The sequence below is a fragment of the Streptomyces sp. TLI_146 genome, assembly GCF_002846415.1.
In the GTDB taxonomy this organism is placed as follows: Bacteria; Actinomycetota; Actinomycetes; order Streptomycetales; family Streptomycetaceae; genus Streptomyces.
This window is the reverse complement of record NZ_PJMX01000001.1, coordinates 4221737-4241610: the sequence shown is the minus strand read 5'-3', so window position 1 is coordinate 4241610 and position 19874 is coordinate 4221737. Positions and strand designations below refer to the sequence as shown.

Here is a 19874-nt window from a genome sequence, read left to right as displayed (position 1 = left end):
GATGGCTCCTTGGGAGTGTGCGGGGGAGGGGTAGGGGACGGCCGGTCGGTCGCGGTCGCGGGTGCGACCGGGGGAGCGGTCATCCGTCGGGCAGGAGCTTGATCCCGGCGCCCAGGCCCAGGCCGAGCCGCTCGATGAGTTCCATGCACAGCAGCGCCATCTGCTCCAGGACGTGCGCGTTGCGCAGATCGCCCGCGTCGAGGCCGCGCAGCCCCGCCCGGTCGATGAGCTCGATGACCGGGATCTTGGCGCTGTAGTCGTCGCCCGCCACGAACACGTCGAGGTGGGCGCCGTCGACCCGGCCGGCGAACAGGGTCGCCGCGCAGGTGGTGTTGAACGCCTTGACCACGGAGGCCTGCGGCGCGGCCCGGGCGATCAGCTCGGTCATGCTGGGGCCCGTGCGGCCGAGCGCCGAGCCGCCGCCCTCCTCCACCGGGTTGGTGGTGTCGATGAGGATCTTCCCGGCGAGCGCCGAGCGGTGGTGGACGACGAACGCCAGGGTCTCGTCGGTGCCCATCGCCAGCGTGATCAGCTCGGCCTCCAGGACCCCCGCGACGTCGTGCGCCTCGACGCTGCCCCGGGTGCCCGCGCTCGCGGCCGCCGCGGCCCGTACCGCCAGCTCAGGGGAGCGGTCCGCGAGCCGTACGGTCTCGCCCGCGAGTGCGAACTGCCGTGCGGCGGCCCGGCCCATCGGCCCCGCGCCGACCACCCCGACACTCACGCCGACACCCCGCTCGGGAGCGCGGCGGGCGCGATGTTGTGGTTGACGCGGAACATGTTCCCCGGGTCGTACTGCGCCTTGAGCGCGGCCAGGCGCGCGTACGCGTCCGGCGTGTAGGCGGCGCGCACATGCTCCTCCCCGGCCGAGGAGTCCAGGAAGTTGAGGTACTTGCCGCCGGTCGCCCAGGGCGCCAGGTGGTCCAGGAGCAGGTCGTCCGGCCCCTGGGCGGCCGGGCGCGGCCCGCCGGGGGCGACGGTGAGCAGGCAGTAGCGCGCGTCCCGGTTGCCCACCGCGTTCGCGTGCCGCACCGGGCGGCGCAGCGCCCCGCCGAGGTGGCGCAGCTCCACGAGCCCGAGCGAGCAGCCGGAGCCAGGCCCGGCCACCGCGAGGATGCGCCCGGCCGCCGTCCGGTCCAGCTCGCCGAGCATCATGGTGCGTTCGTGGTACGTGTACGGCACGGTCGGATCGCCGTGGATCGAGGCGACCTCCGTATACGGCATCTCCCGTACGGTGTCGAGCACGCGCTCGCCCAACTCCCGCAGCGGCATGACCAGTTGCGCCCCCACGGTGGCCGCGCCAGTGAACGCGATCCGCACCTGGGTGACGAAGCGGCCGCGCACCTCGGCGGGGAGCGCCGGGTCGTCGGGGAAGCGGACCAGGGCCAGCGAGGAGCTCATCTCCTCGGGCACCCGCGCCGTCCACTCCAGCCAGGCGCGCAGCACGGCCGGGGCCAGCGCGCCGTCGAAGGTGAGCGCCCCGCCGTACAGCCGGCGCACCGGCATCAGGCCGATCTCCATCGAGGTGACGACCCCGAAGTTGCCCTTGCCGCCGCACAGCCCCCAGAACAGCTCCGGCTCGCGCTCCGCGTCGACCTGGCGCAGGGCGCCGTCGGCGGTGACGAGGTCGACGCCCCGGATGTGGTCGGCGGCGTACCCGAAGGTCCGGGCCATCACGGCGAGCCCGCCGCCGAGCGCGTACGAGACGGCTCCGACCAGCGGCGACGACCCGTTCAGCGGGGCCAGGCCATGGGGCGCGGCCTCGTGGATGACCTGCTCCCACAGCACCCCGGCGGCCAGCCGCGCGGTGCCCCGGTCCGGGTCGATGTGCAGCCCGGTCATCCGGCGGGTGGAGACGAGCACCGCGCCGTCGGCGGCCCGGGCCGCGCCGTGCCCGGTCGCCTGGACCGCGACCGGCAGCCCGTGCCGGGCGGCGAACCGGACCGCCGCCGCCACGTCCGCCGCCCCGGTCGCGCCCACGACCAGCGCGGGGCGGTGCTCCAGCAGCGTGTTGAAGCCCGCGCCCTCCTCGGCGTAACCGTCCTGCCCGGGAAGGAGGACGGGCCCCCGCACCGCGGCGGCGAGCCCGGCGACCTGGTCGGGGTGGAAGTGCGGCGGGTGCTGGACGGCGGATCGCACGGTGGGTGCCTCCTCATTCGGCGCGGGGTGGGGGGCGGGGTCGGCGTGGCGTTGTCCATCGTCGGCCGCGCGGCGGTCCGGGCGACATCCCGAGATCAAGGTGTTGGCGGGGCCCGGCCCCCCTCAACTGAGGGGGGTGTGCAAGGGCGTTGGGTGAGGGACGATGGCGGGGCAGACCCGCGCACCCGACGACAGCCGCCGCCCACCGCGCACCGGGAGGCGCGGCGAACGAGGAGTACCGGCCGTGACCGCGTCCAGGAACCCCGGCACCACCCACGCCATCGACACGCTCCTCACGGCGATCGGCGCGGCCCCCGACGCCCTGGCGCTGTTCGCCACCGCCTCCGAGCAGCTGCGCCGCCTCATCCCGTACGACGCCTCGGTATGGCGGGCCACCGACCCGGTGACGGGCATGATGACCTCGCCGATCCGGGTGGAGAACCTCACCGAGGAGGGCTGTTCGGTCTACTGGGAGTCCGAGCTGCTCGCGGAGAACATCAACCTGTTCCGCGATCTGGCCCGCGCCCCGCTGCCGGTGGCGGGGCTGCGCGAGGCCACCGGCGGGCTGCCCGGCCGCAGCACGCTCTACCGCGACTTCCTGGCGCCGCGCGGCCTCGACGACGAACTGCGCGCCGTGCTGCGGGTGGGCGGCCACCCGTGGGGCCAGGTCAGCCTGTTCCGGGCGCAGGGGGCGCCGGCGTTCGGCGCGGACGACACGCTGGTGGTGAAGGAGCTGTCGGCGGCGATGGCCAGACGGCTGCGCTCCTTCACGGAGCCGTCCGCCTCGGCCGATCCGACCCCGAGCCACGGCCCCGGCCCCGGACTGCTGCTCTTCGACGCGGCGGGCCGTCTCCTTTCGGTCAACGACGAGGCCCGCGAACTGCTGGACGACCTGGTCCCGGGGCCCGCGACCCCGACCCCGCTGGGGGTCGCGGTCCCGGCCTGGATGCACAGCACGGCCAGCAAGGCTCGGGCCATCGCGGCCGGCTGGGACAAGGGCGTGGCCCGGGTACGGGTGCGCAGCAAGGGCGGCCGCTGGCTGGCCTGCCACGCCTCCTGCCTGCGCGGCGCGGACGGCGAGCTGGGCGCCTCGGCGGTGGTGATCGAGCGCGCCTCGATCTCGGAGGTCGCCCCGCTGATGGTGAAGGCGTACGAACTGACCGACCGCGAACTGGAGATCACCCAGCACATCGCGCGCGGTCTGGGCACCGCGGAGATGGCCGGGAAACTGTTCCTCTCGCCGCACACCGTCCGGGACCATGTGAAGGCGATCTTCGAGAAGGTCCGGGTGTCCAGCCGCGGCGAGTTGGTGGCGAAGCTGTTCACCGAGCACTACGCGCCGCTGGGGGAGGAGTCGGAGCAGCGGGTGTGGGGGTGAGCCCCGGGCCCGGGGGCGACCCGGTGGTGGCCCTGGGGGCGAATACACACGGGGCGGAACCCCGCCCGGTTCAACACCTCGCCGAGAAATGCCGGATGAACATGACTCCCCCCTTCCGCCTCCACACAATGCGCACATATCTTGGGCGCAAACGCTGATGCCGACGCGTCCGGGGTCCGGGGGAGGCTTGTGGTGGCGAAGAGGCCGACGGCTGCGGCGGCACACTGGGAGCCGAGCGACGGGGAGGACGGCTCAGGCGCTCTGGAGATCCTTGAACTCCTGGCCGTACAAGCCCCGTTGGACGGCATAGACGAGGTTCTGTTACGGGCGCACGACCGGGGTGCGACGGCGGACGAGCTGGCGGTCATCCACCGGGCGGGCCGTCTGGGCCGTACGGTGCACGGGCTCCTGGACCGCCGCCGCAGACGGGAGGCGGACCTCGCGGCCCTGCTCGACACGGCCCGCGAACTGGCCTCGTCGTGCGACGTGGACGGCCTGGTCAAGACGGTCGCCCACCGCACCAGGGCGCTGCTCCAGGTGGACATGGCGTTCGTGGCCCTGCTGACGACGGGCTCGGGCGACTCGGTGATCCGGGCCTCCGCGGGCGCCACGACCTCCCTGCACATAGGCCTGCAACTGTCCGGCAAACACGGCATAGGCGCGGTGGTGCGGGCGACGGGCGCCCCGTTCTGGACGTCGGACTACCAGACCGAGACCCGGGTGGACCACGACCCGGAGCTGGACGCGGCGATCGCCCGCGAGGGCATCCGCTCGGTGCTCGCGCTGCCGCTGCACCACGCGAGCGGCACGGTGGGCGTGCTGTACGCGGCGCACCGCGACGTACGCCACTTCGAGCCCGACGAGGCGGCCCTGCTCGGCTCCCTCGCGGACCTGGCGGCGGCCGCGGTCGACAAGGCCCAGTGGCTGGAGCTCTACAACGCCGAGGTCGCCAAGCTGGAGGAGCACAGCGCGCTGGCGATGGAGACGATCGAGACGGAGCGCTGGCTGGAGGCGGTACGCGACCACATCATCGGCTTCGCCCTCTCCGGCCAGGGCGTGGCGGGCCTGGCGGCGGAGGTGGGCGTTCTGCTCGACGCGGAGATCCTGGTCCGCGACCACCGGGGCCGCGTCCTGGCGGGCCGCGAGGAGACCTGGCCCCCGCTCCCGCCACCGACCGCGTCCCCCCGCACCCCCCAACTCCTGGACGGCGGCACCTGGCAGGCGGCGATCTGGGCGGGCACGACCTGGCTCGGCCACATCCTGGCCCGCCCCCGCACCACCCTCACCCCCGAGGGCGAACGGATGCTGGCCTACGCGGGGCAGGCGGTGGCGCTGGCGGTGGGGGTGGGGAGGGGGGCGGCGGGGGTTGGGGGGTTCGACAGCAATTGTGCGTGAGGTTGCGGCTGGGCGCGGGCTGGGTGTGCCTGGGTCCTGGTCAGGGTTCTTGGAGGGCGGCGCGGGCGCGGGTGATCAGGCGGTGGGCTTCGGGGCCGTATACGGCGGACTTGCGTAGGGCGTCCCAGGCCTTCATGTAGGTGGCGATCGTGTCGGCATCGTCCAGCCACAGCTCGGCGTGCCAATCCTCGACGATCGTGAGCCGATCGTCCAGAACCCAGAAGCCGTTGGCCGGAGGGATGCTCAGCGGCGCCCCGAACGGAACGATGCCCAGTTCGACGGTGTCGAGCCCGATCGCCCCAGCCAGTCGATCGAGCTGCGCGGCGAGCACCGCGGGCGGGCAGATCCGGGCGTGGAGGGCCGCCTCCCACATGAGGACGCGGAGCTTTTTCCCCGACTCGTACAGCCACTCCTGGCGCCGCATCCGGGTGCGTACGGCGTCCTCGGTGTCCCGGGCGGACCCATGCAGCTCGGCGTAGTGGGTGAAGACCGACCTGGCGTAGTCCGCTGTCTGCAGCATGCCCACGATCACCGCGTTCTCCCATACGTGAAGCACGGTCGTGCGGTCGATCTCGGCCTTCCAGGTCTCCTGCACGGGCCGGTGACCGTGGGCGAGCTGCCGCCGCCAGGACCTGATGTGGGACTCGAACCCCCTTAGGCGCGCTTCGAGTTCGCTGTACGCGGCGGACTGCTCGGTGCCGTCCGCCCAGGCCCGTAGATCCTCGGCGGTGGGCGTCTGCTTGCCGTTCTCCAGCTTGTAAATCTTGGAGTGCGTCCAGCCGAGCCGCCGGGCCAGCTGGGGACCGGTGAGCCGGCCGCCCGGGCACGAGAGACGCAGCTCGCGGAGCCTCGCTCCGAGGGCCGCACGCGCCTGCTGGTAGTCGGTGCTCACCGGTTCACTGTAACTACTCCGCTGTGGTGGCCACCTGGGCCGCGAACTCCTCGAAGGAGACGGCGTGATGGATCGCCGCGTCGCGCAGGGTCGAGTACCGCACCACTTCCGCAGGTTCTGTGATCAGCTCGACGTCGAGCAGGGTGTCGGCGTCGTCGAAGTGAAGCAGGGCGACCAGCCGGGAGTCGAAGATCCAGAAGTCTTCGTTCCCGAGGTGCAGCCGCTCTGCGTCCGCACGCCACAGGTTGCGCATGTCCTCGCCCGTGGCCGCATTGCGCCGTGCGTTGTCAAGTAGGTACAGCTGCCCGGTGGTCGGCGGGTCGTCGACGATCCGCACCCTTCCCACGCGCTTGCCCGCCGAGGTCTGGCGCCGCATGTTGACACACCACGCGTCCTCGGGATCCCACTGGACGGTCCCGGTCTCGACGAACTCGCGGTAGGTGTCCTCCTCCCGGTCAGAGGCGTAGCCACCGCGGGTCTCCAGCCGCCAGGCCGAGTGCTCGAAGGTGGAGAAGAGCTGTCCGAACTCTTCCAGGCCGATGATCCGTGCCGCGCGAGTGGTGTCCTTGGGGACCCAGTCCGCGAGATCGCTGCGCGGCATCACGATGGCCACCTCCCCCTCGGAGAAGTGGCGCAGTTGGGCGATGGCCTCGGGGTCGGTGAGCGGCGGACCGTGAACGATCACCTCGCCGGTATCCAGGTCTTCGTGCACTGAAGGGCATCCTCCGTTGCCGCTGCCCGTGCCGTTCAAGCGCAGTCGTCGAGCCATGGACGTACTCCCTTGCGTAGGGGCCGAGTCCGTTCAGCATTCCCGGTCCGGGTGCCGTGCACTACAGAGTGTCGTCTCCGATGTCAGAACACACGAGAACATTCAGCCACGTTATGAGAACATCTGAGAACATCGCAGGGCAGTCCCAACACCCGGTCCCTAGCGTCTTGTTCATGGCAGTGCAGAGAGACGCAATCGCCAGCCGGTCGTCGGCCGACTGGCTGGCCTCAGCCCACCCCACCCCCCAGGCGGCCCACCGTGAATGGCGCACCGCCGGGATCGCCCTGATCCCCACCGGCCGCGTCTTCGACGCGCTCCGCCTCCCGGCCGCGATCGTCCACCGGGCCGTGGGCTCCGCCGTACCGGAGCTGGTGCGCGCCCGGCTCGGGGACGGCGCGGTGATCCACGACGCGTACGAGCCGGGCCGCTGGTACTACGCACTGGTGCGGCCCGGTGCGTGCGCGCAGCACGACGCGTACCGCCTGGACGGGGGAACCTGGCTCGGCGTCCCCGAGGCGGGCCGTACGACCCGCCCCGGCGCGTACTGGATCCGCCCACCCCGCCACCGCGAGGACTTCTGCCCGGAGGACGACATCACGGAGCTGATCCGTCGCGGCGGTGAAGGTCAAACCCACCCGCGCACGCTCCCCGAGCTCGACACCATCGAGCGGGCCTGCCGCGCCCTCTTCGACGACGACGGCCGCGACCCCGGCCCGCAGGACGCCGCAGCCGCGACCACGCAGGCCTGGGACCACCTGGCGGCACTCCTGCCCGTAACCCAGGAGGCCGCAACCCAACTCCCCCTCGACCACGCCACTCAGGCCCGCCTCGCCCGCGCCCTCACCGAGGCGTACCGCCAACTGGAGACCGACAGCTCGTCGCTCAACCTTGCCCGGCAGTACGCCCACGCGAAGCGGCTGGCGCGGTGCTGCCTGGATCAGGTGCGGGTGCTGCGCGAACTGGATGCGGCGGCCGATGCACCCCCGCATCTCTGAGGGCGCGCACCGACAAACCCGAGAGGCCCCGCCATCCGCAAGGACGACAGGGCCTCTGACCTGGTACTTCTCTGTGCCCCCGGCAGGATTCGAACCTGCGACACCCGCTTTAGGAGAGCGGTGCTCTATCCCCTGAGCTACGGAGGCGTATCCGGGTGGCCCGTGGTGGGCAGCCCAGGACAGGGTAGCGGATGGCGCTGGGACGGCGGGGGCGGGCGGGCCGGTGCGGGGGTGGACCGGTCCGCCCGCCGTCTGTGGGGCGGGGCGGGCGCCTCCAGGGGGGACGGCCCCCCGGCGCGTCAGCCGTTCAGCGCCGGCTCCTCCTGGCGCCGGGCAGGAGCCGACGGCGCCGGAGCAGAAGGCCGCGGCCGTCGCAGCAGCACCGCGCTCACCACCGCCGCCACCAGCATCACCGCCGCCGAGATCGTCAGGCACAGGTGGAGGCCGTCCACGAAGGCCTGGCTGAAGGCGTGCAGCATGCGGGGGGTGTCCGCGCCCAGGTCGACCGCGTGGACCGCGCCGAAGCCGCCGCTGTCGACCGCGCCCGTCACCCGGTCCCGGGCGGACGCGCCGAGGCCCGCGTCCGTCAGATGGCCCGGCAGCGCGTCGCTCACCTTGGTCGTGAGCAGCGCGCTCATCAGGGCCGGGCCCAGCGCCGCCCCGACCTGGCGGAACGCGTTGCTGCCCGCCGCCGCCATCCCCGCCAGCTGGTGCGGTACGGAGTTGATCGCCGTCGCCGTCATCGGCGCGAACACCGCGCCGAAGCCGATTCCCAGGATCACCAGGCGCCAGGCCAGCGCCAGGAACGACGTGTCCGCGTCGATCGACGTCAGCGACAGCAGCGAACCCGTCGCCAGCAGCAGGCCCGTCGTGATCAGGATCCGCGCCGACACCTTGTGCATGATCTGGCCGAAGACCGGTCCGGCCACCATCGCCGTGAACGTGAACATCAGCATCCGGTAGCCCGCGTCCAGCGTGCCCAGCTGCTGCACCTGCCCCAGGTACAGGCTGAGCACGAAGATGAAGCCGATCAGGCCGAGGAAGCTGATCATCGCGACCAGGGCCGTGGCGCTGAACGCGGGGGAGCGGAACAGCTTCAGGTCCAGCATCGGGCTCTCGCTGCGCAGCTCCGTGACGATGAACGCCACCAGGGAAAGCGCGGAGAGCGCCAGCGCCAGCAGTACGCGCGTCTCGCCGAACGAGTCCCCGCCTCCCTCGATCACCGCGTACACCAGCGCCGTGATCGCGATCGCCGCCGTGATCTGGCCCGGCCAGTCCAGCCTGCGGGCGCCGGCCGCGCGCGAGTCCGCCACGTACCGGGACGCCGCCGCCATCGTCAGCAGCGACGCCGGGATCGGCGCCAGGAAGATCCAGCGCCAGGCGGCGTTCTCCAGGATCACGCCGGAGATCATCGGGCCGACGGCCAGCGCGCCCATCAGGGACGCCGTCCACAGGCTCACGTACTTGGAGCGCTCGCGCGGATCCGGCACCGCGTGGCTGATCAGACCCAGCGTGGCGGGGAGCAGGGCGGCGGCCCCGACCCCGGCGAACGCCTGGCCCGTCCACAGGACTTCGACACTGTCCAGGGCGTCCGCGCTCAGCGCTATCGCCGCGCCTGTCGCGCAGAACGCGAGTCCGGCCTGGAAGACCTTGCGGCGGCCGTATACGTCACCGACGACCCCGGCCGTGAGGATCAGCGCCGCCATCGGCAGGACGAAGGCGTCGGTGACCCAGGACAGGTCGGCGGTCGACGCGCCCAGGCTGCGCTGGATCGTCGGCAGGCTCACCGAGACCGTGGTGACCGGCAGATAGGCGACGAACACACCCACGCAGGCCATGGCGATGGTGGCGGCGCGGCTGTCGCGCCCGCCCCTCGCCGCGGTCGTGGCATTCACTGAGTACTCCTTTGCGTCCCCGGAGCCCGCAGAAGGCGTACCGGAGGAACCGTCCTCGCCGGGGCGGTGGGGGAAGTGGGCAAGCTGGCAAGTTGGCCTGATGGCCCGTCAGAGGTGCGTGGACGACGCCTCGGATCATGCTTCGGACGACGCCTCGGGCGACGCGTCGGCGGGCAGCGGGATCACAGCCTCGTGCTGACCTCGGTCAGGTGGCAGCGGCCGATCTTCGCCCCCGCCACCGTGAAGTGCATCGCGATCGGGTTGAGGCTCGTGTCGCAGCGGGCGAACCCGGTGACGACCGCGTCCTGGCCCAGGACCAGGAAGTCCCGGTCGGGTACGAGGACCTTGCCGAGCGTCGAGAAGAAGAGGGAGATGTCCGAGCGGGTCGAGCCGGGGCCGAGCGCGCCCGCGTTCGCGGCGCCCGGGGCGAAGAAGTCGACCCGGTCCGCGAAGAGGTCGAGCAGGCCCGTGAGGTCCCCGGCGCGCTGCCGGGCGAAGAACGCCTCGACCACCGCCCGGGTGGTCGGGGACGTGAACGCACGCGGCTGGGTGGGGCGTTGGGCCATCGGACGGTCCTCTCGACGCGTAGCCGCTCGGTCGGCGTTCCGGCTCTGGTGGGTCCCGGATCCGGTTGGATCCCGTTCCGGGGTGGTGCCCGTTCCCGGGCGGGTCCACTCTGCGCCCGTCCGTATGTAGAAGTCCAACATCTACATTTTCTGCGAACTATAATCAGCGGTTATGGAGCTGCGTCAGCTGGAGTATTTCGTCACCGTCGCCGAGCTGGCGAGCTTCACCAAGGCGGCCGAGGCCCTGCACGTCGCCCAGCCCGGCGTCAGCGCCCAAGTGCGCAAGCTGGAGCGGGAGCTGGGCCACGACCTGCTCGACCGCTCCAGCCGTACGGTCCGGCTCACCCCGGTCGGCGCCTCCGTCCTGCCGCACGCGCAGGCCGCGCTCGCCGCCGTCGCCGCCGTGCGCCAGACGGTCGACGAACTCAGCGGTCTGGTACGGGGCCGGGTCACCATCGGCACCGTCATCTCCATGGGCAAGACCATCGACCTGCCGGGGCTCCTCGCCTCTTTCCACGAGGCGCACTCGGGGGTGGAGATCGGGCTGACCGAGGACAGCTCCGAACACCTCCTGGAGGCCCTGCACGCGGGCCGCATCGATCTCGCGGTGACCGGCCGCACGGGGACCCGCCCGCCCGGCATCACGCTCTACGACATCGTCAACGAGCCGCTGGTCGCCGCCGTCGGCCACCAGGACCCGCTGGCCGGCCGGGAGTGCGTCGGCCTCGCCGAGCTCGCCGACCGCCCGCTGATCTGCCTCACCCAGGGGACCGGGCTGCGCAGTGTCGTGGAGGCGGCGTGCGCGGGGGCGGGGTTCCGGCCGCACATCGCGTTCGAGGCCGCCGACCCGCACGTACTGGCCCAACTCGCCGGACGGGGGCTCGGCGTCGCGCTCATGCCCGCCTCGCTGGCCCGCGCCAACGAGGCGGAGGTCCGGCTCGTGGAGATCGACCGGCCGCGCATCCACGGCAGCCTCGCCCTCGCCTGGCGCACCGACGGCCCGACCAGCCCCGCCGGGGCCGCGCTCATCGCCCACGCCCGCGCCCGGCTGCCCCGCGCGGACTGAGACCCGGGTCCCGGACGGGATTCCGTCCGGCCCGGGCCCGCGGCGCAGGACTCCGTCAGGTCCGCGCGCTCTCTCGGCGGTACTTGCCAAAGTCCCCGGTACTCGGTTGCCAGTGCGCCGGGCCCCGGAACAGGGTCGCAGCAGGACGGGACCCGGCACGTACAACGGCAGACGCAGCACTTGGAGGACGAGCGATGTCCGAGACCACCCAGCCGCAGGCGTTCCAGGACGACGCGGAGCTCCGCAGGAACAACCGCGCCATCGTCGAGCAGTACATGAACTCCCGCGGCGAGGACCGGCTGAAGCGGCATCTGCTGTTCACCGAGGACGGCGTCGGCGGCCTGTGGACCACCGACACCGGCGAGCCCATCGCCATCCGCGGCCGTGACACCCTCGGCGAGCACGCCGTGTGGTCGCTGAAGTGCTTCCCCGACTGGGTGTGGACCAACGTCGAGATCTTCGAGACGCAGGACCCGAACCGGTTCTGGGTGGAGTGCGACGGCGAAGGCAAGATCCTCTTCCCGGGCTACCCGGAGGGGTACTACCGCAACCACTTCATCCACTCCTTCGAGTTCGAGAACGGGAAGATCAAGCTGGAGCGGGAGTTCATGAACCCGAACCAGCAGCTGCGCGCCCTGGGCATCCCCGTCCCGTCGGTGAAGCGAGAGGGAATCCCCACCTGATGCACGAGTACACGGTGGTGGACGCCTTCTCGCGTACCCCGCTCGAAGGCAATCCGGTGGCCGTGTTCTTCGACGCGGGGGACCTGCCGGCCGAGGCGATGCAGCGGATCGCCAAGGAGATGAACCTGTCCGAGTGCACCTTCGTGCTCCCGGCCGAGCAGGGCGGCGACGCACGCATCCGGATCTTCACGCCGGTCAACGAGCTGCCGTTCGCCGGGCATCCGATCCTGGGCACGGCGGTCGCCATCGGGCGCCCGCGCAAGGCGGACCGGCTGCTCCTGGAGACCGCCATGGGCGCGGTCCCCTTCGAGCTGGTCCACGACGACGACGCCACTTCCGTACGGATGCTCCAGCCGACCCCGGTCTGGGAGCCGTACGAGCACGCCGCGGAACTGCTCGCGGCGCTCGGACTCGACGCGTCCATCACCCCCGTCGAGGCCTACCGCAACGGGCCCCGGCACGTGCTCGTCGGCCTGGAGAGCGTCGAGGCGCTGTCCGCCCTCACCCCGGACCACAACGCGCTGCGCGCCTTCCCCGACATGTCGGCGTACTGCTTCGCGGGCTCGGGCACGCACTGGCGGTCGCGGATGTTCTCCCCGGCGTACGGCGTCGTCGAGGACGCGGCGACCGGCTCGGCGGCCGGGCCGATGGCGATCCACCTGGCACGCCACGGCCTCGCCGCGTACGGCCAGGACCTGGAGATCCTCCAGGGCGTCGAGATGGGCCGCCCGTCCCCGATGTACGCCAACGCCGAGGGCGAGGGCGACCGGGTCGGCGCGGTGCACGTCGGGGGTCACGGTGCGGTCGTCGCCCGCGGCACGATCTATGTGTAGAGAGGCAGTCCAGTGAACGTGCCCGCGGACATCGCGAGCGAAGGCCCGGTCCTCGGGCGGGAGTCGGCGGGATACGACGAGGAAGTCGCCGCGTACCAGCTCGGGTTCGGCCAGCGGCCGGACGTCGTGGTCGGCGCCACGAGTCCTGACGACGTGCGCGCCGCCGTCCGGCTGGCCGCCGGGCGCGGGCTGCCCCTCGCGGTGCAGTCCACCGGCCACGGCCTGCCCGGCGACCGCACCGGCGGCGTCCTGGTGACCACCGCGCGGATGCGCGGCGTGGAGGTCGACCCCGGCAGCGGCATCGCCCGCATCCGGGCCGGGACGCCCTGGGGCGACGTGATCCGGGAGGCCGCGCGCCACGGGCTCGCGCCGCTCTCCGGCAGCACGCTCGGCGTCGGCGCGGTCGGCTACACCGTCGAGGGCGGCATCGGCCTGCTGGCCCGCACCTACGGCTTCGCCGCCGACCGGATCACCGCGGCCGAGCTGGTCACCGCCGACGGCGAGCTGCGCAACGTCACCGCCGCGAGCGACCCGGACCTGTTCTGGGCGGTGCGCGGCGCCGGGGGCAACTTCGGCGTGGTCACCTCCCTCGACGTGGAGCTGGTCCGCCAGCCCCGGATCTACGGCGGCGGCCTGTACTTCGCCGAGCGGTACGTGCCCGACGCCCTGCGCACCTGGCTGGAGTGGACGGCGGACCAGGGCGAGGAGATGACCTCCTCGATCGGTCTGGTGCCCTTCCCGGACAAGCCGGTGGTGCCCGAGCCCGTACGCGGCCGGTACACCGCGCACATCCGGATCGCCCACACCGGAAGCGCCGCCGAGGGCGAGGCGGCCGTCGCCCCGCTGCGCGCGCTCGGCCCTTACGTGCTCGACACGCTCACGGACATGCCGTACACCGAATCGGACGCGATCTACCGCGATCCGCCGACCCCGATGGCGTACTACGGCACCAACGTCCTGCTCGACGACCTCGATGTGACCACGGCCGCCCGGATCGTGGAGCTGACCGGGCCGGGCTCGGGCCTGAACTGCGTCGTCCAGATCAGCCACCTGGGCGGCGCCCTCGCCCGCCGCCCGGCCGTGCCCTCGTCGGTGGGCCACCGCGACGCCCGCTTCCTGGTCCGGGTGCTGAGCCGCGTCGCCCCCGGCGCGGGCGACACCGTGGCCGCCGCCGAGCGGGCCGGGCACGAGCGGGTCTACGCCCTCTTCGGCGACCGGGTGACCGGCATCGCGCCGAACTTCCTGCTCGGCGGGCCCGTGACGGCCGAGCAGCTGAGGGCCTGCTACGACGAGGCGGACTACGAGCGGCTCGCCGCGCTGAAGGCCGTGTACGACCCCGGAAACCTGTTCCGGAGCTACCACAACATCCCCCCGGCCGAAACTCGCTGACGGTCCGTCATCGTTCTTCAGGAAAGGAACACCACATGCCTGGCATCGGCGTGATCGGATGCGGGACCGTGGGGGCGACGCTGGTGGCCGCGCTCGCCGCCCGGGTGGAGGAGTTCACCGGGCCGGGCGAGCTGGTCCTCGTCGACCGCCCCGAGGGCCGCTGGCGCGGCCGCGCCTACCAGCGCGACACCGAGGCCGTCCTCGCCAACGGGCCGATGTTCGGCATGTCCCTGTACCTGAACGACCCCGAGCACGGCGTGCGCTGGGCCGAGGCCCGGGGCCTCGCCGTGCACCCGGACGAGCGCGGGGTGCACCGCTTCCTGTCCCGCCCGGTCTACGGCGACTACCTGGAGGACGGGGTCGAGGAGGCCCTGGACAAGCTGCGCGCGGCCGGGTGGCGCGTGCGGTCGGTCGAGGAGAGGGCCACCGGCGTCGAGCGCGACGGGGACGGCGTCGTCATCCGCCACGCGAGCGGAGGCGTCCGGGTGGACCGCGCGGTGCTGTGCGTCGGCGGCCGCGCCGACGACGACGCGTACGGGCTGCGCGGCACCCCCGGCTACATCGACGACCCGTATCCCCTGCGGGACGCCCTGGCCGAGGTCGCCGAGGACGCCGAGATCGCGGTCATCGGCTCCGGCATGATCGCCACCGATGTGCTGATGGCCCTGCGCGCCTTCGGCCACCGGGGGCGGGTCACCCTGGCGTCCCGCTCGGGGCTGCTGCCGTCGGTGCGCCGCAAGGCCGCGCGGGTACGGCCGGCCGTGCTGACCGCCGAGCGGCTCGCGGAGCTGCCCAAGCCGCTGTGGCTCGCGGACATCGCGGCGCTCGCGCGGGAGGAGGTCGAGGCGGCGGGCGGCGACTTCGACGCGATCGCCGCCGACCTCCTGGACCCGGCCCCCGCCGAGGAGCGGCTGCGCCGCCAGCTCGACGACTCCCTCTCGGACGACATCGGCACCCAGCTGCTCCAGCGCGCGGTCGTCGACATCGGCCAGGACCTGTGGCTGGCTCTGCACGACAGCGACAAGGAGCAGGTGCTGCGCACCCTGCACGCCCGGCTGTGGAGCTTTGCCTCGCCCATCCCGCGCTCCACGGCGGTCAAGTTGGTCGAGCTGTGCGACGAGAAGCGGCTGCGGGTGCGCGCGGGCATCGAGACGGTCGAGCGCGACGGCGACGGCTACCTGGTTCGGTACGAGGGCGGCGAGGCCGACCGCGCCGATCTGGTGGTCAACGCGGTCACCTCGGTCTACCGGCCCGAGCCGCCGTCGGCGGGCGGCCTCCTCGGGCTCGCCCGCACCTCGGGCGTCCTCGCCGACCACCCGCACGGCGGCATCCGGGTCGACGAGGAGACCGGCCGCGCCCTCACCGCGTCCGGGCAGGCCGACGACCACCTCTTCGTGCTGGGTGAACTGACGCGCGGCGCCTACTACTTCGTCAGCGCCGTCGCCTCCTTCACCCGCCGCGCCGACGAGATCGCGGCGAGCCTCGCCGCGCTCCCCGAACCGGCGGTACGGGACGCGGCCCTGTCGACGCCGTAGCGGATCGGCTCCGGGGAAATCTCCTTGTCTGCGACGAATTCCCCCGTATTCGGAATTCGGCCGCACGGCAGGGAGTGCCCGGACCCGGGGGAAGGCGGAATCACGGAATCGCGGAATTCCGGGAGTCGCATCGCATTCAAGCCCGGGCCGCCATATGCGGATTGGCGCCGAATGTGCCCCGTGAATCCGGAACTCCGACCGGTTTTCCTCAGCGCGCTGTAATCCCGTACAGAATGTGCTCGACCGTCTCCTCGCCCTCCTCGATCCGGCGGCTGTCGAGCACCCGCAGTGTGCGGTCGCACTCCGCCGCGATCCGGTGCAGCGCGTCGATGTCCCCGCGGTCGCTGAAGTGCAGCAGCACCCTTCCCCCGGCGGCCGCGAAGGCCGGGGCCTCAGCCAGATAGCGACGGTGGGCGCGGTAGCCCGGGTCCACATAGGCCTGTTCGTGGACCGTCTCGTGGCGGTACGTGGGCGGGGCGAGCACGAAGTTGGAGTGCCAGTACACCGTGTCGTAGCTCCGGCCGGGCTCCAGCGCGTCGAACAGGTCGCTGTGCACGGCGGTGAGGCGGTCCGCGACGCCGTGCCGGTGCGCGTTCATCTCCGTGTTGCGGACGGCCTGTTCATTGATGTCCAGGGCCGTCACCGGGCCGGCGCCCGCCAGCGCGGCGCGGACGGCGATCACCCCGGTCCCGCAGCCCACTTCCAGTAAGGACCCGCGCCAGGGCCGCTGTCGCGGGCCGCTCAGCCCGAGCAGTTCCACGGCCGCCCCCGTCGACGCGGAGAACGGCGGCGCGAACACGCCGTCCAGCAGATCCCACTCGTGTCCGGCCAGCGTGAAAGTGCGCGGCCGGTCGGCTCGCAGCAGCGCCGCACGGCTTCGCTCCAGCGATCGCAGATAGTTCTTGATTTCGGTCATCCCGGCCCCAATTCGATCCGCGTCGGGCCTCGCGCGGGGCGGTGCCGTCCGCTGGTCAGCAACTTGACCCACCCTACGGAGGAACGTAAGTTCGATGAGGGCTCGCGCCCTGGTTCGAGCCTATGGGGGGCGGCGACATGGTGGATGACAAGGCATTAGCGGACGCCCCGGCACTGGCCGTTCTGGAACTGCTCGCACTGGATTCACCCCCCGGGCACTTTCAGGAGTTGCTCGACCGCGCACACCGCGAAAAGCTCCCCCGGATCCCGCTGGAGGAACTGGAAAGGGCGACCCGTCTCGCCCTGAAGATCCAGGCCTCCAGTCATCAGCGCCGGCAGCGGGAGTCCGTCATGGCCGACTTGGTCAACACCGTCCACGACATGACGATCCCCTACGACCCCGACACCCTGCTCAAGGTCATCACGAGCCGCGCTCGAAGACTGCTCGGGTTCGACATGGCCTACATCAGCCTGCGCAGGCCCGGCGGCGGCTCGTACGTGCACAGCTCGGACGGCGACACCACCTCGCTGAACGTGGGGCTGGTGGTCGAGGAGAGCCGGGGCCTGGGCGAGATGGCGCACGAGACGGGCGCGCCCTACTGGACGGCGGACTACCTCAACGACGACCGCATCCCGCACGGCGAGGAGCTCGACGCGGTCGTCCGGGCCGAGGGGCTGCACGCCATCATGGTGGTCCCGATCCGCCAGAGCGGGGTGCCCATCGGGTCGCTGTACGGGGCGGACCGGGTCGTGCGGCACTTCACGCCCGACGAGATCAGCTTCATGCGCTACCTCGCGGACTTCGCCGCCGTCGCCCTGGAGAAGGCCCGCCTGCTCGACCGCTCCCAGAAGGAGATCGTCGCGCTCCAGGCGGCGGGCGTCCGCGCACGGGCCACCATCGACCGGACCCGGCAGCTGTCCGGGGCCCTGGCCGCGCTGGTCCAACTGGTCCTGGCCGGGGGCGATCTGCACGACCTCGCGAAGGCCGCCGCCACCACCCTGGACGCCGGGCTCGCGGTGAGCGACGGCTGCGGGCGCACCCTCGCGAGCGCGGGCGAGCCCCCCGGCCTCGACGAGGCGCGCACCCGCGACGCCGCCCTGGAGGCGCACGCGGCGGGCGGGCCGGTGGAGATCGCACAGAACGTCTGGGCGGCCCCGGTCGGCGCGGGCGTGGAGCGCGGCCTGGTGCTGCTGCGGGCCGACGGGCCGCTCACCGAGGACGAGCGGGCCTTCCTCGGCTCGGTGGGGCAGACGGTGGCGCTGCTGCTCGTGGTGCAGCGCAGCACGGCCGTGGCCGAGGGGCCGCTGCGCGACGAGTTCTTCGACGGGCTGCTCACCGCGGTCACCCAGTCGCCGGGCCAACTCGCCCGCCAGGCCCATCAGTTGGGCATCGACGCGGACGCGCCGCACGTCGTGGTGGTGGCCCGGCCGCAGGGCGGGGAGCACGGCAAGGCGGTGGTGTGGGCCTCGTCGTACGCGTACCGCGGCTCCGGGCTGATGAAGGTGCACGAGGGCGACATCGTGCTGCTGCTGCCCGGCACGGACGCCTCGGCCGTCGCCCGTGCCGTCTCCGGCGAGCTGTCGCCGCTGCTCGCCGAGCCCGTCACGGTGGCCTCGGCGGGCCCCGCCGCCTCGCTCGCCTCGGTGGCCCAGGTCTACCAGGAGGCGCTGCGCTGCTTCGACGCGCTGCTCGCGCTCGACGGCGCGGGCAGCGCCGCCTCCATCGACGACCTGGGCTTCCTCGGGCTGCTGCTCTCCGACGACCACGACGTCGACGGGTTCGTCGCCTCGGTCATCGGGCCGGTGCTCGACCACGACACCGAGCGCGCGACGCACCTGGTGGCGACGATGGAGGCGTACTTCGCCTCGGGCAGCAGCCCGACCCGCGCGGCGGGCGGCCTGCACGTCCACCCCAACACGGTGACCCGCCGCCTGGAGCGCATCACGGAGCTGCTCGGCCCCGGCTGGCAGCAGCCCGAGCGCGCCACCGAAGCCCAGCTGGCGCTACGGCTGCTGCGCGCCCGGGACGTGCTGCGCCGCCGCCGGGAGGCGGTGCTCGGCCAGCGGGGGGCCGCCGTCGGCCCGCACGACACCGCGGCGGTTCAGGACACCTTGGGGAAGTAGCCCTCCACCGGCCTGCGGCTCGCCGTCAGGACCTCCAGGGCGTGGGCCGCCGAGGCCAGCGTCATATGGCAGTGCCAGCCGCGCAGCGACCGCCCCTCGAAGTCCCGCAGCCCCGACCGGTCCCCGTGCTCCGCGAGGTCCCGGCCGACCCGGTCGGCCAGCCGGGTCAGGCTCAGCAGCGTGGACGTGGGCACGCCGCCCATGTTGGTGAGCCACAGCTGGGTGGGCGCCCGGTGCGCCTCCTCCCACTCCCCGACCAGCGCGAGCCCGCCCTCGCGGTTGTCCCGGAACACCGGCGTCCCGCCCGGCAGCCCCACCCGTACCTTGACCGCCGGAGCGTGCCGTACGCCCGAGGGCGCGCCCGGGTCGAACCTGCCGACCCGCTGGCGGCGCCCCTTGACCGAGTCGAGGATCCGCTGCACCGGCAGCGGGCCGGTACCGAACCGGGCCAGGGCGGGCTCCTCCACGGTGAACAGGGAGGCGGCCCCGACGCGGGCGAGCACCGGCACCCCGGCCGCGCCGAACCGCCGCACCAGCGCCTCGGGGTCGCGCACCGGAAGGTCCAGCACCACGGGCAGCAGCGGGGCCCCGTGCAGGCCCGCGAACTCCAGCGCCGCGGTGGTGGCGCACTCCTCGGGCGTCTCGACGGGGTGCCGGGAGGACCTTCCGCCGGACGCGCCGGTGGCCCTACCCTTCTCCTCGCCCGGCCCTGCGGGCAGGACCAGGCGCCAGTTCACCGGCGCCGCCGCCTCCTCGGAGGCGCACCACACGCCGAAGGCCTGCTGGCCGTGGAACATCTGGTTGCGGTAGAGGTCGAAGCTGCGGCCCACGCCCACCGAGTGGCTGCCGGACTTGGGGATCGACATCTGCCGCACCACCCAGGCCTGCGGCGAGATCACCTGGCCCAGCCAGCAGGCCAGCGCCTCGCGCACCGGCCGCCACTCCCAGGTGGAGTTGCAGATGAAGTGGTGCAGGGTCTGCTCCAGGGTGGGATCGCCCAGACAGGCCGCCACGTTCCTGATGGACCGGCGTCCCTTCGCCGTCAGCAGCCCGCGCAGGTACTGCTCGCCCTTGTGCCGCTGGTCGCGCCTCGGTAAGGAGGCGAACAGCACGTTGCTCATGTCCCTGAGCATGAACTCGCGCTCGTACATCACCGCCGGTGAAGTCCGCTGTGACGGCACAGCGCGACGATTCCATACGGACCTCATACCCCCAGCGGGAACGCTCACCAGAAACCCCCATCTAGTGCTGTTTGGGCGGCTGATCGAAGCCACCGTTTCGAGAATGGCCGGGACTCGACGGA

17 protein-coding genes and 1 tRNA gene are annotated in these 19874 nt (G+C 72.7%); 9 read left to right on the top strand and 9 right to left on the bottom strand.

Annotation, left to right across the window (positions count from 1 at the left end; all coding sequences use genetic code 11):
• Positions 1 to 79: 79 nt before the first annotated feature.
• Together BX283_RS18985 and BX283_RS18980 are read right to left on the bottom strand one after the other, a co-directional pair.
• On the bottom strand, positions 80 to 721 hold the full coding sequence (locus BX283_RS18985; protein WP_143676436.1) for an NADPH-dependent F420 reductase: 642 nt from the start codon (positions 719 to 721) through the stop codon (positions 80 to 82).
• On the bottom strand, positions 718 to 2136 hold the full coding sequence (locus BX283_RS18980) for an FAD-binding oxidoreductase (RefSeq protein ID WP_101388761.1): 1419 nt from the start codon (positions 2134 to 2136) through the stop codon (positions 718 to 720). Before BX283_RS18980 ends, BX283_RS18985 begins: the two co-directional genes overlap by 4 nt.
• Before the next feature lie 244 nt (positions 2137 to 2380).
• Between BX283_RS18980 and BX283_RS18975 the strand changes: the two genes are divergently transcribed.
• Positions 2381 to 3514 (top strand): helix-turn-helix transcriptional regulator, encoded by a 1134-nt coding sequence (locus tag BX283_RS18975; protein WP_257583111.1) that lies wholly within the window; start codon positions 2381 to 2383, stop codon positions 3512 to 3514.
• 192 nt (positions 3515 to 3706) lie between these two features.
• On the top strand, positions 3707 to 4909 hold the full coding sequence (locus BX283_RS18970) for a GAF domain-containing protein (protein ID WP_143676435.1): 1203 nt from the start codon (positions 3707 to 3709) through the stop codon (positions 4907 to 4909).
• A gap of 40 nt (positions 4910 to 4949) precedes the next feature.
• On the opposite strand, the gene BX283_RS18965 is transcribed toward BX283_RS18970, so the two are convergent.
• On the bottom strand, positions 4950 to 5801 hold the full coding sequence (locus BX283_RS18965; protein ID WP_101388758.1) for a helix-turn-helix transcriptional regulator: 852 nt from the start codon (positions 5799 to 5801) through the stop codon (positions 4950 to 4952).
• Between the two features lie 13 nt (positions 5802 to 5814).
• Positions 5815 to 6570: a DUF6879 family protein gene (locus BX283_RS18960; RefSeq protein ID WP_101388757.1), complete on the bottom strand. Its 756-nt coding sequence runs from the start codon at positions 6568 to 6570 to the stop codon at positions 5815 to 5817.
• Between the two features lie 173 nt (positions 6571 to 6743).
• On the opposite strand from BX283_RS18960, the gene BX283_RS18955 reads away from it, so the two are divergent.
• On the top strand, positions 6744 to 7565 hold the full coding sequence (locus BX283_RS18955) for a DUF6415 family natural product biosynthesis protein (RefSeq protein ID WP_143676434.1): 822 nt from the start codon (positions 6744 to 6746) through the stop codon (positions 7563 to 7565).
• Positions 7566 to 7639: 74 nt separating this feature from the next.
• Here the strand turns inward: BX283_RS18955 and BX283_RS18950 are convergent.
• The 3 genes from BX283_RS18950 to BX283_RS18940 all read right to left on the bottom strand — a co-directional run bounded on the left by BX283_RS18950 (position 7640) and on the right by BX283_RS18940 (position 10026).
• Positions 7640 to 7712, bottom strand: a tRNA-Arg gene (locus BX283_RS18950).
• 152 nt (positions 7713 to 7864) lie between these two features.
• Entirely contained in the window at positions 7865 to 9460 is a 1596-nt protein-coding gene (locus tag BX283_RS18945) for an MFS transporter (protein ID WP_373979196.1), read from the bottom strand.
• A 182-nt stretch (positions 9461 to 9642) separates the two neighbouring features.
• A complete protein-coding gene (locus BX283_RS18940; RefSeq protein ID WP_101388755.1) occupies positions 9643 to 10026 on the bottom strand; it encodes a nuclear transport factor 2 family protein in 384 nt (127 codons plus the stop codon).
• A gap of 172 nt (positions 10027 to 10198) precedes the next feature.
• Here BX283_RS18940 and BX283_RS18935 point away from each other — a divergent pair, with 172 nt between their 5' ends.
• The 5 genes from BX283_RS18935 to BX283_RS18915 all read left to right on the top strand — a co-directional run bounded on the left by BX283_RS18935 (position 10199) and on the right by BX283_RS18915 (position 15532).
• Positions 10199 to 11092 (top strand): LysR family transcriptional regulator, encoded by an 894-nt coding sequence (locus BX283_RS18935; RefSeq protein WP_101388754.1) that lies wholly within the window; start codon positions 10199 to 10201, stop codon positions 11090 to 11092.
• 194 nt (positions 11093 to 11286) lie between these two features.
• Entirely contained in the window at positions 11287 to 11775 is a 489-nt protein-coding gene (locus tag BX283_RS18930) for a PhzA/PhzB family protein (RefSeq protein ID WP_101388753.1), read from the top strand.
• Entirely contained in the window at positions 11775 to 12608 is an 834-nt protein-coding gene (locus tag BX283_RS18925; protein ID WP_101388752.1) for a PhzF family phenazine biosynthesis protein, read from the top strand. The genes BX283_RS18930 and BX283_RS18925 overlap by 1 nt, the downstream gene beginning before the upstream one ends.
• Positions 12609 to 12620: 12 nt before the next feature.
• The gene (locus tag BX283_RS18920; RefSeq protein WP_101388751.1) at positions 12621 to 13997 is read left to right on the top strand and encodes an FAD-binding oxidoreductase; all 1377 of its coding nucleotides are present in this window, start codon (positions 12621 to 12623) and stop codon (positions 13995 to 13997) included.
• A 35-nt stretch (positions 13998 to 14032) separates the two neighbouring features.
• Positions 14033 to 15532: an FAD/NAD(P)-binding protein gene (locus BX283_RS18915; protein WP_101388750.1), complete on the top strand. Its 1500-nt coding sequence runs from the start codon at positions 14033 to 14035 to the stop codon at positions 15530 to 15532.
• Positions 15533 to 15740: 208 nt separating this feature from the next.
• On the opposite strand, the gene BX283_RS18910 is transcribed toward BX283_RS18915, so the two are convergent.
• Complete coding sequence (locus BX283_RS18910; RefSeq protein WP_101388749.1) at positions 15741 to 16448, bottom strand: methyltransferase domain-containing protein; 708 nt, start codon at positions 16446 to 16448, stop codon at positions 15741 to 15743.
• 137 nt (positions 16449 to 16585) lie between these two features.
• Between BX283_RS18910 and BX283_RS18905 the strand changes: the two genes are divergently transcribed.
• Positions 16586 to 18571, top strand: a complete 1986-nt coding sequence (locus tag BX283_RS18905) for a helix-turn-helix domain-containing protein (protein ID WP_101392450.1) — start codon at positions 16586 to 16588, stop codon at positions 18569 to 18571.
• On the opposite strand, the gene BX283_RS18900 is transcribed toward BX283_RS18905, so the two are convergent.
• Positions 18550 to 19692 (bottom strand): transposase, encoded by a 1143-nt coding sequence (locus BX283_RS18900; RefSeq protein ID WP_257583108.1) that lies wholly within the window; start codon positions 19690 to 19692, stop codon positions 18550 to 18552. The genes BX283_RS18905 and BX283_RS18900 overlap by 22 nt on opposite strands.
• Positions 19693 to 19874 lie beyond the last annotated feature (182 nt).